This is a genomic window from Dehalococcoidales bacterium (assembly GCA_030698765.1).
In the GTDB taxonomy this organism is placed as follows: domain Bacteria; phylum Chloroflexota; class Dehalococcoidia; order Dehalococcoidales; family UBA2162; genus JAUYMF01.
In genome coordinates this window covers 1-15853 of the sequence record JAUYMF010000060.1, presented here as the reverse complement: position 1 = coordinate 15853, position 15853 = coordinate 1, and the positions used below count along the sequence as shown (strand labels likewise).

The following is a 15853-nucleotide window of genomic DNA, read 5'->3' as shown; positions in this document are numbered from 1 at the left end:
CACTTCTTGAATTTATTTTGTCTCAGGGCGAAAGACTAACCGGAACTAAAGGTATCCCCGATATTATATAGGGTATTAATCTTACAGTAAATACGTGGACTCATCGGGGTAATTAGCCGCACTGCCAGCAGGCCTAACCGGTTGAGATGGTTTCGTCAGTTGGCGCCGGAAGAAAAGACTTTCGCCGAGATTCCAAAAGGCTCCCCTGGTAAACCCCCATCAGTTTATCCGGGTGTTGAACACGCAAGAATCAAGCCAGTTTCGAGGAAGAGTTGGCTCTTGCCAGACCCGATTATTGCCGTAACCTGCCTGAGAAATCTAACGTGGTGTTCCTAACGCTTCATTAGAATGCTTCATAAGCATACCGACTCCCGTATCGGAGTACGGGAGTCGGTATGCAGAGACCATAAGATATCCACCGGATTCCGGCTGGAGTTTTTCCCGTACCTGATACAGGGCCGGAATGGGGCGAAGGGCATATAATAACGTTATTTGCGTTGCACCACACTAGCAGTGCTCTCCGGCTCCGTGAAGGTTAGATTGTTTTATTGTCTACCGGAGTACCCTTAATCTTGGCCTGGTAGATTTTATTCATATTGTCCATTAGTTTGTGTATGGTCTCCGGACCACCGGCTTTGGCTGCCTTCCGCAGGGTCTCGGTAGTAATATTGTCCGGACTTCCGTGCTCATCATCCGGCATCATACATCCGCAATTCCAGCACATATTGTACCTCCTAAAATTGTTTCGCTATAATATATACTCACTATGATAGGTGGCAGTATATCAAATAGTCATAAAAAGAAAGATTGAAATATTACAAAAATATGACATTTGAGCAAGTTACGTGGGTTTACGTATATGATTATCAGATTAGCCCAAATACAATGGAAGTATTGACGGGATAATAAGCGGAGAAATGCAGCAGATAGTTGATTACGTTGCGCTGGGTATCGGAGTTATAGCGGCTCTACTCATTGTTTATGGAGTATTGCTCGGTATAATTGAGGTAATTCGCGCCGAATGGCATGAGTTTTCCGATAAGGAAAACAAACCGGCGGTCTTTGAGGAGATACGGTATGATATCGGGTTTCATCTGCTTCTCGGTTTAGAGTTTCTGATTGCCGCTGATATCATCCGCTCAATTCTTAGGCCCACCCTGGAGGAATTGGCAATACTGGGAGGACTCGTGGCGATAAGAACAGTGATAAGCTATTTCCTGGGGAAAGAGATTCGACGTAAGGATTAAATACGGGGAGCTGAAATCTCCGCTTGCCCGGCGCGCATTGAAGAAAAGGGGAGATATGGAATTCGGGGAGGAGCAGATGGAGGGACGTTAGCTGTAGATTGAATTAGGCCGACATTTAGGAATAAGGGGGTGCCTTAAGATGGGACGACTTTGCGCTGTTACCGGCAGGATACTGGTTGTCCTGGGTGGGCTTGCCCTCCTGGGAGCATGGTTCACCCAGCTAACCGGGACGAGTCTCTTCGGTATGTCACAGCAGCATCTATTCAATGACGCGATGGCGCTGGCGCTGCTGGGCATCGCCATGCTGATCGATGCTCACCTTCATCTCAAGAAGATTTAACGCCGGATGTGGGGCTGACGCACTGGTTCTGCCCTTTGGGGCGCTGGGGCGCGGCGATGTCGCCGTGGCTGGTGGTAAGGGGGCTAACCTGGGCGAACTCATCCGCGCCGGTTTTCCGGTCCCTGACGGTTTCGTAGTGACCACCGCTGCCTACGACTGTTTTGTGGAGAGTAATAGCCTGGACAAGGTTATAGTCAGGGGGATTAGCGATAAAAAGGGCAGCGTTATCCGTAGCGCCATTGAGGAGGCTCCTATCCCCGGCGCTGTAGAGATGGCTATCCTGGCGGCTTACCGGGAAATGGGAAAAGGACCGGTGGCAGTGCGTTCCAGCGCCACCACCGAAGACCTGCCAGGCGCGGCTTTCGCCGGTCAGCAGGATACTTTCCTCGATATTACCGGCGATGCGGAGGTGATGGAAGCGGTCAGACGCTGCTGGGCATCACTCTGGAACGACCGCGCTATCGCCTACCGGGAACGCCATGGACTCGACCAGAAAGAGCTTAAGATTGCCGTCGTGGTGCAGAGGATGGTGCCGGCGAGACTTGCCGGAGTTCTTTTCACTGTCAACCCGGTCACCGGCGCCCGGGATGAAATGGTCATCGAGTCCCACTCAGGGCTGGGCGAAGCGGTGGTTTCAGGTATGTTTATGCCGGACTACTTTGTACTGAGACGGCGGCTGCGGGGCTGGGCAGTGACCTCGAGGCGTCAGAACCGGCGCGAAGCTGCAGAGCCGGTGTCTGCCATTGCGGGTACTGCCTCTCTGACGCCCACCGATAGTGAACTCAAGAAACTTGTCCGCCTCGGTGCGGCTATAGAGCGCCATTTTGGCAGGCCGCAAGACGTGGAGTGGGCTTTGACTGAAGGCAAGCTATATATTGTACAGGCAAGGCCGATGACTGCCTTGCCGGAGCCGCCGCTCCATACGGGCTGGCTGCAAAAGATTGCCGCCGGTATGGCGGCCGAGTTTCTGCCGGAGCGGCCATACCCGCTGGAAATAACTACCTGGACGCCGGTGCCCTTTGCTGCGCTGGCGGCCATGATTAAACCTCTGGGACTGCGGCTGCCCCGGTTTGAGGACCTCTTCATCATAGAGGATGGTGTCGTCGTGAAGTACCGTGGCCATGTAAAACTTACCCTGACTTCCGGTATCGTGCTGGCTCCATTCCGGATGTGCGGACTTGCCCGGCGCTATGACCCCGTCCGGTGGCGCTATGACCCGCTACTGGCCAAAGCCATATCGCTCCCGACTGAACTCGCGACGCGCGACCCTGGATCGCTGGAGTGGCCGGGACTGCTCTCGACGGTGCGCGATTCCATGACAATAATCTCTCCGTTTCTGGGAGAGTTGCGCCGCCGTTACGTGCCACGGGCGGCACTGGCTATCATCCGTCTGCGCCTGGAGATGATGTTCCTGGGTCACAGCAAGCGTTTTTCCGCGCTCATCTCGGGAGTCCAGACGAAGACCCTGGAGACCAACCAGGCGCTGGAAGACCTGGCGTCACTGGTGAGGGGAGATCCCGCTCTTTCCGCCATTTTCGCGGAACATGACGCTCCGGAATTGCGAGCGGAGCTTGAGGCTGCGCCACGGGGACGAGATCTTCTTTCCCGGTTTGATGCTTTCCTTGATTGTTACGGCCACCGGGAGACCGGGTCCTTGCTGTTGATTTACCAGCCTACCTGGAAAGAATCACCGGAGATAGTGCTGGGCATCATCAAGGAGTTAGCCCGGACGGAGCCAGCACCAAGGGCTGAAAGACTGCCCTGGGAGAAGGCGCGGGATGAAGTGTTGCGCCACCCCGTACTGCGCTTACCCCCACTGCGCCGTCATTTTCTGACCTTACTCCAGGAGGCACGCTGCTTTACCGCTATCCGTGAGGACACCCGCTTCTATGCTGCGCTGCCATTACCGGTTATGAGACAGACGTTTCTGGAAATGGGACGCCGACTGGCCGGTGCCGGAATACTGGCTATTGAGGAAGATATATTTCACCTTACGATGAGTGAGCTTGAGGCATTGAGGGAGTCATGTCCGCCCTCCTCCGACCTTGCCGGGAAGCTGCGCGCCGCGGCTGGAAGGCGTAAAAGCAAACGTGCTGCCCTTAAAGAGACCCCGCTGGTAGACCCGCGGCTCTTTCGCCAGGGCGGGTACGAGGGTGACGCGCTGGTCTCTGGTTCTCCTGCCGGGCGGGGTGTGGTTGAGGGAGCGGTGCGCATCATACGCCAGACCTCCGAGTTCAGCCGTTTGCGTCGTGGTGAGATACTGGTAGCGCCGTATACCAATCCCGCCTGGACGCCCCTGTTCCAGCGGGCAGCGGCAGTGGTCGTCGATACCGGTGGGGCGGCCTCTCATGCCGCTATCGTAGCCCGCGAATACGGCATCCCGGCAGTGATGGGCACTACCGACGGCACACGGCGACTCCGTGACGGGCAAAGGGTCAGGGTGGATGGGGGACAGGGTAAGGTCTATGACGCTGAAGTCAGGTAAGACACATAAATTTCGATGGTCTGAATGAAGATGGTAATCAGGACACTTCGATGACGGCAGTGGGGATTCCGGCAATCGCCATAGCTTATTTGCTTGGCTCAATTCCTTTTGCCTATATCGTCACGCGCCTGTTAGAAGGCGCAGATATCCGGCAGTTAGGTGATGGTAACCCCGGCACCGCTAATGTTATGCGGGAGGTGGGAATAATCCCTGACCTGGCTGTTCTGCTGTTGGACCTTGGTAAAGGTCTTCTGGCAGTGCTCGTAGCCCGATGGCTGGGAACAGACCAGATAATCGTCCTCATCTGTGGCATTGCCGCCGTTGCCGGGCACATGTGGTCGCTCTTCCTCGGTCTCAGGGGAGGCGGCGGCGCGGCTACTACCCTGGGTGTCTTTTTTGCCCTCGTGCCCGTTGAGTTTTCCATCAGCTTCTTTATCATGGCGGTGACGGCTCTACTGACCAGGAATTTTGGCTTCTCCGTCGGAGTGGGTCTGCTCCCGCTGCCTCTAATCCTGTGGGCTTTCGGTGTGGATGCCAGTCTTATCATTTATTCACTGGTTCTAACCCTCCTCCTCACTCTCAGGAACGGTAGGGACTGGCCGGCTCTCCTGCGTAAACTGGCTATCTCTGCTGAGTGGAAAGAAGTGATATTTAAACGGAAGCTTAGACTTCGAAAAAAGGAATAAAGCAGGCAGTGAGGAATGACCGGTCAACAATGAACAGGAATTGATGGGTGGGATAGAAGGAGTAACTGCCAGTGCCAAAAAAAGAGACCGTTATTGGATTCCTGGGCTTGCTCGTCTCCATTGGCCTTGCTGCGTTTGCGCTCCTTTATAGAGACTATCTGGCGGGTATTGCCAATATCGGTGGCTACAGCCTTGTTGGAGTATTCGCAGTATCATTCATTTCTGCCAGCGTTGTTAGCGTTACTTTCATACCGATACCCTACTACCTGCCGGTACTCCTTCTCTCAGATACTCTATCCTCAGAGTGGGGAATACTTGCGCCGGTGTTTATCGGCACAGTGTCGGCTACCGGGGCCAGTCTGGGACAACTACCGACTTTCATGATTGGCTACGGAGGGAAGCATATTTCAGAAAGGCTCACTTCCAGAAGTGAAGCGCGTTCCTATCGCAGGATTTTAGAGTGGGTAGAAAGGCACGGCTCATTCGCTGTCTTCCTGGTATCAGCCGTACCGAACCCGTTTCACCTGCCATTGACTCTGGCTCTGGGAGCGCTGAAGTTTCCACCGGCTAACTGGTTCATTTTCACGCTTCTGGGCAATTTGTTTAAGAACCTCGTAATTGCGTTCATCGGCTATTTTGCCCTCCATGCTATTTTGTGACGTCAGTTTGTGGCAGAATTTACATATGTCTCCCTCAACTTATTACCTGTTTCAAAGGAAATACGCTAGCATACGTTGACGATTAACGGATTGATTATTTCTACACGCTCCATTCTTCTGATTTCCATTAACCAGCAAAGGAGAATATAATCAAGCAGTAGGTTATAATTGTGAGAACACTTATAATATCAGAGGAAGGAAACTGTCTGAGAGTACCCTTTTAGTGGAATGACCGGCAGGGGGAGAATATCAAACCGAGGCGGGTATTGCTGATTGGTTGATGAATTAATTCGGCTGCTTGACGTACCCGGTGAACTGCTGGTTATCGTTATAGCCGCTTTGCCGCTGGTTGAGCTGCGCGGCGCTATTCCGGCAGGTATCGGGTTATTCCGCCTTGAATGGCATGTTGTTTTCTTGCTGGCCGTTTTCGGCAATCTATTGCCTGTGCCGGTTCTTTTGTTGTTTTTCCAGACACTGGTAAAGTACATCGGGCGGGGGCGTGTGGGAGCGAAGTTAATTGGCCCGGTCGTCCGGCATGCTGAGCGTCACACCGAGACTATCGAGAAATACGAAAGGATAGGCTTGATGATATTCGTGGCAATTCCGCTGCCGTGGACCGGCGCGTGGACAGCTTCCATGTTAGCGTCACTTCTGGGCATAACATTCCGGCGCGCCTTTTTTTCTGTTGCGGCAGGGGTGATTATTAGCGGCGCTATCGTTACAACTCTGGTATTGTTAGGCTGGATAGGGGCTGTTATTGCCGGACTAGCTCTGATTACACTGGCAATAATAAGTTTGACGAAGATGTGACTGTCCCCGGCTGGACTCTTGTTACTTACCTTAACAGGGTCAGTGTTTGTAGCCCGGCGGCGAATCAGCTTCGAAACTTGCCACAGTCAGGGATGAACCGCAAGTTGTGATGATGTTCGAGACGCGTCTCTAATGAGTAACCCACTTTGTGCCGGATAGCTTGTTCAAGTCCTGTTTGGCGGAGAGAATGCCCGCCCATAAGTCCCCGGTCTCTTCGAGCCTGCCCGGCAGTGTCATCAGGGTGAAATCCGTGGGATATACCTTGCCCAGTTCTTCCCAGCGCAGTGGTGTAGCTATCGTGGCATCCGGTGTAGGGCGAGGTGAGTAAACCGAGGCCAGGGTCTTGCCCCGCACATTCTGGCCGTAATCTACGAATACTTTTCCGCGGCGTTTTTCCTGTGCCCACTCCGTGGTTATTTCACGGGGGTGCCTCTGAACAAGAAATCTGCCGACTATTTCAGAGGCAGAACGCACAGTTTTGTAGTTGAAGCGGCGGGTGATGGGAATGTAGATATGGAGTCCCGTCTTACCCGATGTTTTGACAAAGGCTTCGAGTTCAAGGTCATTGAGCGTCTCTTTCAGCCACAGAGCGACCTCACACGTTTGGCTAAATCCGGCGCGGTTTAACTCAGGTTCGGTACCGGACGGTTCCTGCCCGGAATAGATGTAAGGGTCAAGGTCGAAGATAATAAAATCGGGATAATCAAGGAGATAGTCCGCACTTTGCCCTTCTATATCCGGCCCGGCGGCTATCCTGGAAAACCAGCTATGAAATTCAATGTTGGCCACCTGTCCCAGCCAGAGGAGTGACGCCAGGTTGTTGCAGACCAGGTATTCGCTACTGGTCCCTTTCTCCTCGCTGATGTTTACCTTCCCGACAAAGGCGGGCGTGGGGTGCCCCCAGTGCTTCTGGTAGAAATGCTGGCCGTTAATGCCGTCAGGGTAGCGGCTTAATGTCAAGGGGTGGTCTTTCAGGTGGGGTAAAAGGTACGGCGAGACCTTCGCCAGATATGCCAGCAAATCACGCTTGGTGAAGCCCGGATGATCAGCGGTGGCCGGCCAGAGTATCTTCTCCATATTGGTCAGTCCGATTCTGTGACCTTCAACTTCAATAGATAAAGTATCTCCGGGGTTTTGTAACTGCTTGAGAATACTATCAAGCCGATTGGTATCAGTCCGCTGAGGTGGCGCCACTACCGTGACAGGCTCCGTCCGGTGGATTTCATCCGGGGCTTTATCCTCGCGCAGCCGGACGAAGACGGGAATGCGGAGCCGGCCTTCCTGTGTCCATTCACTGAACTTGACCTCAGCGACCAACTCGGGCCGGACCCAGGTGGTGGGGGCGTTGAGGTGGGGGACTTCAGAAAACTGGCAGTCATCAACGCGGATGGCATCGAGTCGGTTCTTCAGTTCGCTTAAAGTCTCTTCGTTGAAACCGCTGCCGACATGTCCGGCAAACATAAGCTTGCCATCGTAACCGAAATAGCCGAGCAAAAGGGAACTGAAGCTCTGCGTCCGTCCTCCTGGCGCCACACTGTACCCGCCGATGATAAACTCATCGCTGAGCATGGCCTTGACTTTGAGCCAGTTAGGGGAGCGTTTTCCTGATTCATATACGCTATCAATCTTTTTGGCGATGACTCCTTCCAGTCCATTTTTCACCGCGGCCTCATAGACGGTCTCTCCTTCCCCCTGGAAGTAGTCGATGAGTCTGACCTGGTCACCCGGCCTGAGGATTCCGCGAAGCATTTCCTTACGGGAACGCAGGGTAATGCCACGGAGGTCATACCCGTCCAGATAAAGTACGTCAAAAACGTAGTAAATCAAGGGGAACTGACCAGACGGCTGGCCTTCCGTCCCGCGTAGTGAACTCAAATAGTTCTGCAAGCATTGAAAACACTGCCGTCCTTTTTCATCCATGGCGATTACCTCACCATCGAGAATAAGTTCAGAGGCCGGCTGACGGCTGAGGTCGGGAACAAGCGCGGCATATTGCCGGGTAACATTGTTACCCCGGCGGGACAGCAGAGTTACACTCCCGTCACGTATAAGGCTGATGACACGGTAACCGTCCAGCTTCGGCTCGAAAACCCATCCGAGATGGGAAAAGGGTCCTTCAGCAAGGCCGGCAAGCATCGGGGTGACGGCAGGGGGGAAGGGGGACGGGCGAGCCCCGGGTAGCTGTATCGGGTTGAGTTGCGTGACGGCTGCCGTATCAGGCGAGCGTTTCGCCCTGACATCTTCAATAGTACGTCCGGAGACTACTGACTGTTCCTCTCTGAGGACATCGCTGCCGGGACTGGCGTAGTCATCACGGTGTTTTATGAGCAGCCAGTCCCTTTCCCTTTTTTGCATTTTGACCAGCGTCCAGGAGCCGGTAAGCTTGTGACCACGCAGGAAAAATGAGAGCTTGCCCTTCTCCATACCGCGTCTCATTTGCTCTTCGGCGGCAGAGCGGTCGTTGAAAAGGAAGCTACCATCCTCGTCAGGAGAGTAGGTGCCGCTGTCCCAGATAATGACCTCACCGGCACCATATTCACCCTTGGGAATAATGCCCTCGAAGGTAGCATACTCTAGAGGATGGTCTTCAACCATTATGGACAGATGTCTGGCTTCGGGGTCGAGGGAGGGCCCTCTGGGGACGGACCACGATTTGAGAACCCCGTCCAGTTCAAGACGGAAATCGTAGTGCAACTGTCGCGCGCGGTGTTTCTGGACGACGAAGTGTAGTGGGCCCGTATTCGCCTCTGTTCCGGGGGGTGGTTCAGAGGTACGTTGAAAATCCCGCTTCTCCCGGTACTTTTCCAGTCCCATAGCCATATTTCATGCTATAATTTTAGGGGTACGGTTGTCCAGATGAGGCTTTGAGAATGGGACGAATTATGGTCGGAATATCCTCGTGGGCAGAGCCGGAACTGGTGCGTAGTGGTTTTTACCCCGCCGAAGTCAAAACGCCGCAGGCCAGGCTGGGCTATTACGCCGCTCGATTTCCCGTTGCCGAGATAGACTCCAGCTACCACTTTTTTCCGACGCAACGTAACCTGGCGCTCTGGTTAGAAAATACGCCTGATGGTTTTACTTTCGATGTGAAGGCTTTCAGCCTTTTTACCCGGCATCCCACTCCGCTTGCCTCTCTCCCCGGGACAGTTCGTGAGAAATACGCCGGTCAGATTCAGGCTAAAGGTAACCTCTACCAGCACCATTTGCCGGATGCGGCGATTGACGAACTCTGGACAATATTTATCCGTACTATTGAGGTTTTCCGAGACGCGGGAAAACTCGGGGCGGTGCTCTTTCAGTTTCCTCCCTGGTTCCATCCCGAGCCTGATAACTTCGATCATATCGGCAGTTGTCGGGAGAGGCTCTCATCATACCAGGTAGCGGTGGAGTTCCGGGTGGGGAGCTGGCTGGACAGGCACCGGGAAGAAACTGTCCGGTTCCTTCGTAAGCGCGGGATCTCCCTGGTTTGCGTGGATGAGCCTCAAGGATTCAAATCGAGTGTCCCGCCCGTGAGAGAGGTCACCGCGCCCCTGGCTATTGTCCGGTTCCACGGACGGAACAGCGAGAACTGGGAAAGTAAGTGCATCCCGGCAACGGAGAGGTACAACTATCTTTACCGAGAAGAGGAACTGACGGAGTGGGTTCCCGGAATTCGGACCATGTCAGAAAATAGCAAAGAGCTGCATATTATCTTTAAGAACAAGCATGCCGACTTTCCCGTTAAGAACGCCCTCCGGATGAAGGAATTGCTGGGTCTTACTTGAGGACAGGCGCCTTCTTCGCAGCCTCAACGCTGGCGCGCAGTGCCGCCATAAGGTCGCCAATCTCCGCTTTCGGCATCGCGAGGGCAACAATCTTCTCGCCCTTGATCTTGGCGTCAATAACCTTTTTTAAGGCGTGCTGATATTCGTCTTTGTAGTCATCCGGCTTAAAGCTCTTCTCCATTGCTTTGACCAGAGAAACAGCCATGTCAAGCTCGGCGTCGGTGGCTTTGGTTTTCGGAGGAGAGATTTCCTTCCGGGGTAAAATCTCAGCTTCATAGTGTAAGGAGTGCAGTACAATAATGTCTTCAAGCGGTCTCAGGCAGACAAGATGTTCCCTCCGCTGAAAAGTAACCTTACCAACGCCGACGCGCCCCGTTTTTAGCAGGGCTTCTTTTAAAAGCTGGAAAGGCTTGGTGCCAAGCTCCTCCGGTTCAAGATAATGGACGCCATAGTAATACAGCGGGTCTATCTCCCCGGCTTCGACAAAGCCGAGGATGTCAATGGTATGCGAAGTCTTAATCGGGACTTTTTCGAAATCGCTGTCATCCATGACCACGTACTGCTCTTTGGCGACCTCATAGCCCCGTACGGTTTCTTTTACCCCGAAGTATTCGTCATCAGTCTCGCAGTGTAATACCTGTTTGGGTCGGGTAAGGCACTTTTTGTGGAGAAGGTGAAAGCTCAGCGGTTTACTCTCTGTACCCACGTACATCTTGACCGGTATTGCCACGAGCCCGAAACTGATCGCTCCTTTCCAGAATGCTCTCGGCATGGACTACCTCCTGATATCTGAGATTCTCCAAACAGCAGGATGCTATAAAAGACTGCTTGCCTCAACCCATTCTAGCAAGACCAGCCGGATATTTAAAGAAAGCAACGGGTGCGGAAGGTGCCGGGATAATGAGGTGGCCGTGAAACCTTGTTTCGTTCCTATGGTCGGGGCGAGAGGATTTGAACCTCCGACCACCTGAACCCCATTCAGGTGCGCTACCTGGCTGCGCTACGCCCCGACTTATGCGACTTGTTGGCTGGGCTGGCAATCTCATTTTTATACATTCGGGGTTAATAGTCAAGGGCTATCCCGGATTAAGTGCTGTGCTGCCGGACTGGTTGGTGTGGAAATCATCCTGACTTGCTGTTAAAATTGATTGATCAATACCAGGCGTTGCTTCAGGTTTTGACCGGTAACGTGACTGATGGGAACCAGGCGGAATATTTAGATGTCTAGGAAAATCGAGCAAAATGTCCGGCAAGTATTGAGTGAACTGCCGGAAGGCGTACATCTGGTGGTCGCGGCTAAGGTCACGGAACCGGAAGTAATTCTGCAGGCGATCGCCGGGGGCGCCCGAATTATCGGGGAAAACTATGTCCAGGAAGCGGAAAGGGCGTATCAGGTGGTGGGAGACAGGGTAAGATGGCATTTTATCGGCCATCTCCAGAAGAATAAGGTGAAGAAAGCGATGGGGATTTTTGATATGATTGAAACGGTCGATTCTGTAGCAATAGCGCGGGAAATTGATAAATGGTGCGCTCAGAGCGGTAAGATAATGCCGGTGCTGGTGGAAGTGAACATCGGCCGCGAAGCACAAAAACCGGGTGTTCTACCCGAGAACGTTGAGCCACTGCTCAGAGAGATCTCCGGTCTGGCCAATATCAGGGTGCAGGGATTGATGACGCTGGGTCCCGCCGGGGCTGCTCCCGAAGATTCGAGGCCTTATTTTGCCGGGATGAAAAAGCTGCTGGACAGGATTGAAAGCCTGGGACTGGCTAACGTGGAAATGAGGTATCTCTCTATGGGCATGACCGGTTCTTATCAGGTTGCCCTGGGTGAAGGGGCTAATATCGTGAGATTGGGGAGCCGGGTATTTAATCCTTGTAGCAGGGAAGGGTTGGGCTTAACATAACGTCAGGAGTTAAGGAAAGCGTTGACAAATACGGAAAGGAATAAGAAGATGCCTGCCATCGTTTCATTTGCCGGTAATTCGGGGTCGGGCAAGACGACCCTGATGGAGAAGCTGATCCGGGAGCTGAAAGCGAAGGGCTACCGGGTGGCTACCATCAAGCATACTTTTCACAGTATTGCCCTTGACCAGCCCGGGAAAGACAGCTGGCGGTATATCGAGGCGGGCAGCGATGCGGCCGTCGCCGTATCCCGGGAGATGATGCTGCTAGTCAAGCCGTTGAGAGCGGATGTTACCCTGGAAGAAGTAGCCCGGGTTGTCGGGGAGGACTATGATATTATCCTGGTGGAGGGTTTCAAGCGGGACAATGCCCCCAAGGTGCTGGTGCACCGTGGGGCGGCGGGGCCGTTGCTGAGTGATCTCAAGGAGGTCATCGCCATCGCCACTGATGAACCTCTGAAGACAAAGACACGGCAGTTCTCCCTGGATGACGCCAGGGGGATCGCCGCCTTCCTGGAGCGGGAGTTTATCAAGTCACCCCGCTGAATGGTTGTAACAGGGGAAAGCGTCGTACTGCCTGCCTGTTTCAATGCGTTGACCCGTTGCCCGTATCAGCTTCTGCCGAACTCCCTCTCCAGTTGTCCGGAATCGAGGTGAATCATCGTCGGCCGGCCGTGGGGGCAGGTGTTGGGCAGGGCGGCCTGTTCCAGTTGACGTAACAGGGCGCGCATCTCGTCGTCACTCAGGGTCTGCCCGGCCCTCACCGCGCTGTGGCAGGCCATGGTCATCGCTATCTTTTCCGTCCAGTCGTGGTTGTCCGCGGGTGTATCGAGTAGTTCTGATAGCATCCCGGCCCAGTCTTTACGGTGGAGCAGGGCAGGTATCCTCCGTACCAGATATGTCCTCTCGCCGAAGGGCTCCAGGGTAAAACCGGATTCAACCAGGCTTAGATACCCGGATTTCAGGGTGGCGTCCTGTCCGGGAGTGACCTCGAGTGTCTCCGGTTCCAGCAGTCCCTGCACCTCTATTTTTTGCTGTGACATCTGCTGCCTGATTTTCTCGAAGAGAACGCGTTCGTGGGCGGCGTGCTGGTCAATCAGGTAGAGTCCGTCCGGACCTTCGGCGACAATGTAGCTGCCGGCGAGCTGTCCCAGCAGGCGCAGCGCCGGCAGGGAAAATGCCGGAGTGGTTGCCGCCGTCAGCGGAAGGTTGCTGACCGGAGTCCGGGGGGAGGCGTCCGGTGTTCGAAATAACTGCCGGCTGCCGGCGCGGGTCTGGTAGGCGGTAGCTACTTCCTCAATGCGGGGGGATGGCGACAGTTCAATCAATGCCTGCCGTATCTTTTTCTGCACCGCGCTGAAGATGAAGCGCTCGTCCCGGAACCTGATCTCGGTCTTGGTGGGGTGGACATTGACGTCCACCTCTTCCGGCGGGAGCGCTATGTTGATGACGGCCACAGGGTGTTTCCCCGTCATCAACAGGCCGTGGTAAGCCTCCTCCACCGCCCAGGAGAGCAATCGGCTGCTTATCCAGCGGCGGTTGACGAAGAAGCTGAGGTAAGTCCGGCTGGCGCGGTTTACGGAAGGTGTCCCGACCATCCCGGTGACAAGGGGTGATGCCGGACTGTCTTCCCACGCTTTTTGGCCTTGGCCAACTTCCAGCATATTGCCGGCTATCTCCGGGCCATAAATCTCGATAATGCTGTCGATTAGCCGGCCGCTCCCCGAGGTTCTGAGCACCGTCCGTCCGTCCGTGGAGAGGGTGAATTTAACCTCGGGGTAGGCGAGGGCATACTGGCTGACGGCATGGGCGATGTGGCTGTTCTCGGTAGTCGGCGACTTCAGGAACTTGAGTCGGGCCGGGACGTTGCGCAGCAGGTTGCTGACGGTGATGGTGGTCCCGGGGGAGTGCCCCCGGCTTCCCCGGCTGACGACCGTTCCCTGGTCCAGGTTGAGCGAACTGCCGGTGACGGCGCCCGCCGCACAGCTGATGATTTCTATCTGTGACACGGCGGCGATGCTGGGTAAAGCCTCGCCGCGGAAACCGAGGCTGCCGATGGACTCCAGGTCGCTGGCGCTGGCCAGCTTGCTGGTGGCATAGCGCTCGAAGGCGAGCTCCAACTCCGTGGCCGGTATCCCCAGTCCGTTGTCAGTCACCCGGATCAGCCCGATGCCACCGTCCCTGACTTCGACACTAATCTGGCGGGCCGACGCGTCCAGCGAGTTCTCCACCAGTTCCTTGACCACCGAGGCCGGTCTCTCCACCACCTCACCGGCGGCAATCCGTGATACTACCTGTGGTTCGAGGACTCTTATCGGCATGATAACCTTCAATAATGATTAATAGTACACGTTACCGTGTAAATAGTCAAGCTTTCCGGGGTTATTCCACCTTCTCCAGTCCGGCATAGCTGAGCAGCAGCTTTTTGACCCCGGCGTTAAAAGCGACCACCACCTCTTCATCGCTCTTTACCGCCCGGCAGCTGACCACCACCCCCTTGCCGAAGCCGCTGTGGAGCACGTGGTCGCCGGCTTTCAGTCCGGAGGGGGTGGGAGCGGGTGGCGGGGCTGGGGTTGGGGCTTTGTTCCAGGAGTAGATTGAGGGGACTGCTGGCTGCTCTTCCTCGTGCCAGGACTGGCTGCCCGCAATCAGGTGCCGGGGAATATCGCCGAGGAAGCGTGACGGCTGGCTCAACGTGCTGCGTCCCATCAGGCTGCGACGGAAGGCGCGCACCAGGTATAGCTTCCGCCGGGCGCGGGTGATGCCCACATAGCAGAGTCGCCGCTCCTCCTCCATTTGTGACGGGTCGTCAAACGACCTGATATGGGGCAGGATGCCGTCTTCCATGCCGACCATAAAGACGACCGGGAACTCCAGTCCCTTGGCCTGGTGCAGGGTTATCAGGGTTACCGCCGCTACGCCTGTATCCAGTCCGTCGACATCGGATACCAGTGTTACCCCTTCCAGAAAAGCGGTCAATGCCTCCGGCGGACCCAAATCACGGTACTCCTGGGCTACCGTGCGTAACTCCATGATGTTTTCCCAGCGCTCCTCGCCGTCGGCCTCATTCTTGATATAGCTCCGGTAGCCGGAGCGGTCAACCACCCGGTCGAAAAGGTCGATGATATCCAGTTGCTGACCGGCGGCGATCAGCTCCTCCATCATTTTCCGGAAAGCGGCCAGTAGCTGGCGGGTGCGGGAGCTAATGGCTGGCTGGGACGTGGTTTCTTCCATCCCCGCCCGGGTCATAATTTGTAATGCGGCGTACTGTGAAATGCCCTGCGACTGTGCCATGCTGGCGAGCCGGTCCTGGGTCTGCTGACCGATGCCGCGCTGCGGGACATTGATTACCCGGCTCAGGCTGACGCTGTCGCTGGGGTTCTGGATTAGCCGGAGGTAGGCGATGACATCCTTGACCTCCCGCCTCTCGTAGAAGCGGGTGCCGGCGACCAGCTTGTAAGGCGTTCCGTAGCGGATAAAGGCTTCTTCCAGTGCCCGCGACTGGGCATTGGTGCGGTACATCACCGCGCAGTCTTTCAGGCTGAACTCGCCGTGGCTGACCAGACGCTCGATCTCGTTGACCACGAAGCGGGCTTCCTCCTGCTCGGTATAGGTCTCAACCACGGTGACCGGTTCGCCGGTCTCGTTGCTGGTCCAGAGGCCCCTGGCTTTACGATGCTGGTTAACCGCTATTACGCTGGCGGCCGTTTCCAGGATGAGCTTGGTCGAGCGGTAGTTCTCCTCTAGCAGCACGATTTTGGTCTCCGGGTAGTCCTTTTCGAAGCTGAGGATATTACGCAGGTCGGCAAAGCGCCATGAATAGATTGACTGGTCGGGGTCGCCGACGACGCAGATGTTACGGTACTTTGCCCCCAGTTGCTTGATTAGCTCATACTGGACCAGGTTGGTGTCCTGGAACTCGTCCACCAGAAGGTGGCGGTACCGGGTCTGGTAGCGGTCC

At 55.1% G+C, this 15853-nt stretch carries 14 protein-coding genes and 1 tRNA gene; 9 read left to right on the top strand and 6 right to left on the bottom strand.

All coding sequences use genetic code 11. The features are described from left to right. Positions 1-535: 535 nt before the first annotated feature. Positions 536-724: a hypothetical protein gene (locus tag Q8Q07_02915; GenBank protein ID MDP3879243.1), complete on the bottom strand. Its 189-nt coding sequence runs from the start codon at positions 722-724 to the stop codon at positions 536-538. Between the two features lie 193 nt (positions 725-917). Between Q8Q07_02915 and Q8Q07_02910 the strand changes: the two genes are divergently transcribed. The 6 genes from Q8Q07_02910 (at position 918) to Q8Q07_02885 (ending at position 6227) form a co-directional block, all read left to right on the top strand. Then, positions 918-1247 (top strand): DUF1622 domain-containing protein, encoded by a 330-nt coding sequence (locus Q8Q07_02910; protein ID MDP3879242.1) that lies wholly within the window; start codon positions 918-920, stop codon positions 1245-1247. 139 nt (positions 1248-1386) lie between these two features. Beyond that, complete coding sequence (locus Q8Q07_02905) at positions 1387-1587, top strand: hypothetical protein (GenBank protein MDP3879241.1); 201 nt, start codon at positions 1387-1389, stop codon at positions 1585-1587. Next, positions 1559-4072 carry a PEP/pyruvate-binding domain-containing protein gene (locus Q8Q07_02900; protein MDP3879240.1) on the top strand — a complete coding sequence of 838 codons (2514 nt, stop codon included), beginning with the start codon at positions 1559-1561 and terminating at the stop codon, positions 4070-4072. The genes Q8Q07_02905 and Q8Q07_02900 overlap by 29 nt, the downstream gene beginning before the upstream one ends. Before the next feature lie 50 nt (positions 4073-4122). Further along, positions 4123-4758, top strand: coding sequence for a glycerol-3-phosphate acyltransferase (locus Q8Q07_02895; GenBank protein MDP3879239.1), 636 nt, complete (start codon positions 4123-4125; stop codon positions 4756-4758). Between the two features lie 71 nt (positions 4759-4829). Beyond that, a complete protein-coding gene (locus tag Q8Q07_02890) occupies positions 4830-5417 on the top strand; it encodes a VTT domain-containing protein (protein ID MDP3879238.1) in 588 nt (195 codons plus the stop codon). Positions 5418-5690: 273 nt separating this feature from the next. Next, on the top strand, positions 5691-6227 hold the full coding sequence (locus Q8Q07_02885; GenBank protein MDP3879237.1) for a small multi-drug export protein: 537 nt from the start codon (positions 5691-5693) through the stop codon (positions 6225-6227). Between the two features lie 129 nt (positions 6228-6356). Here the strand turns inward: Q8Q07_02885 and ligD are convergent, their stop codons facing one another. Then, positions 6357-9047, bottom strand: a complete 2691-nt coding sequence (gene ligD, locus Q8Q07_02880; GenBank protein ID MDP3879236.1) for a DNA ligase D — start codon at positions 9045-9047, stop codon at positions 6357-6359. A 50-nt stretch (positions 9048-9097) separates the two neighbouring features. On the opposite strand from ligD, the gene Q8Q07_02875 reads away from it, so the two are divergent. Beyond that, entirely contained in the window at positions 9098-9991 is an 894-nt protein-coding gene (locus Q8Q07_02875) for a DUF72 domain-containing protein (protein ID MDP3879235.1), read from the top strand. On the opposite strand, the gene Q8Q07_02870 is transcribed toward Q8Q07_02875, so the two are convergent. Together Q8Q07_02870 and Q8Q07_02865 are read right to left on the bottom strand one after the other, a co-directional pair. Beyond that, on the bottom strand, positions 9984-10763 hold the full coding sequence (locus Q8Q07_02870; protein MDP3879234.1) for a Ku protein: 780 nt from the start codon (positions 10761-10763) through the stop codon (positions 9984-9986). The two genes, Q8Q07_02875 and Q8Q07_02870, sit on opposite strands and share 8 nt — an antisense overlap. A gap of 161 nt (positions 10764-10924) precedes the next feature. After that, positions 10925-11001 (bottom strand) — tRNA-Pro (locus Q8Q07_02865). Positions 11002-11211: 210 nt separating this feature from the next. Here Q8Q07_02865 and Q8Q07_02860 point away from each other — a divergent pair. Beyond that, the gene (locus tag Q8Q07_02860; protein ID MDP3879233.1) at positions 11212-11895 is read left to right on the top strand and encodes a YggS family pyridoxal phosphate-dependent enzyme; all 684 of its coding nucleotides are present in this window, start codon (positions 11212-11214) and stop codon (positions 11893-11895) included. Positions 11896-11943: 48 nt separating this feature from the next. After that, positions 11944-12438, top strand: a complete 495-nt coding sequence (gene mobB, locus Q8Q07_02855) for a molybdopterin-guanine dinucleotide biosynthesis protein B (GenBank protein MDP3879232.1) — start codon at positions 11944-11946, stop codon at positions 12436-12438. 65 nt (positions 12439-12503) lie between these two features. Here mobB and mutL read toward each other — a convergent pair whose 3' ends face one another. Continuing rightward, positions 12504-14213: a DNA mismatch repair endonuclease MutL gene (mutL, locus tag Q8Q07_02850; GenBank protein MDP3879231.1), complete on the bottom strand. Its 1710-nt coding sequence runs from the start codon at positions 14211-14213 to the stop codon at positions 12504-12506. Between the two features lie 61 nt (positions 14214-14274). Continuing rightward, the coding region (locus tag Q8Q07_02845) for a 3'-5' exonuclease (protein MDP3879230.1) at positions 14275-15853 on the bottom strand (1579 nt) is incomplete at its 5' end.

Coding starts and splice junctions, on each gene's coding strand:
- Q8Q07_02915 (MDP3879243.1), bottom strand. CDS start 724: ATGTGCTGGAATTGCGGATGTATGATGCCGGATGATGAGCACGGAAGT.
- Q8Q07_02910 (MDP3879242.1), top strand. CDS start 918: ATGCAGCAGATAGTTGATTACGTTGCGCTGGGTATCGGAGTTATAGCG.
- Q8Q07_02905 (MDP3879241.1), top strand. CDS start 1,387: ATGGGACGACTTTGCGCTGTTACCGGCAGGATACTGGTTGTCCTGGGT.
- Q8Q07_02900 (MDP3879240.1), top strand. CDS start 1,559: ATGCTCACCTTCATCTCAAGAAGATTTAACGCCGGATGTGGGGCTGAC.
- Q8Q07_02895 (MDP3879239.1), top strand. CDS start 4,123: ATGACGGCAGTGGGGATTCCGGCAATCGCCATAGCTTATTTGCTTGGC.
- ligD (MDP3879236.1), bottom strand. CDS start 9,047: ATGGCTATGGGACTGGAAAAGTACCGGGAGAAGCGGGATTTTCAACGT.
- Q8Q07_02875 (MDP3879235.1), top strand. CDS start 9,098: ATGGGACGAATTATGGTCGGAATATCCTCGTGGGCAGAGCCGGAACTG.
- Q8Q07_02870 (MDP3879234.1), bottom strand. CDS start 10,763: ATGCCGAGAGCATTCTGGAAAGGAGCGATCAGTTTCGGGCTCGTGGCA.
- Q8Q07_02860 (MDP3879233.1), top strand. CDS start 11,212: ATGTCTAGGAAAATCGAGCAAAATGTCCGGCAAGTATTGAGTGAACTG.
- mobB (MDP3879232.1), top strand. CDS start 11,944: ATGCCTGCCATCGTTTCATTTGCCGGTAATTCGGGGTCGGGCAAGACG.
- mutL (MDP3879231.1), bottom strand. CDS start 14,213: ATGCCGATAAGAGTCCTCGAACCACAGGTAGTATCACGGATTGCCGCC.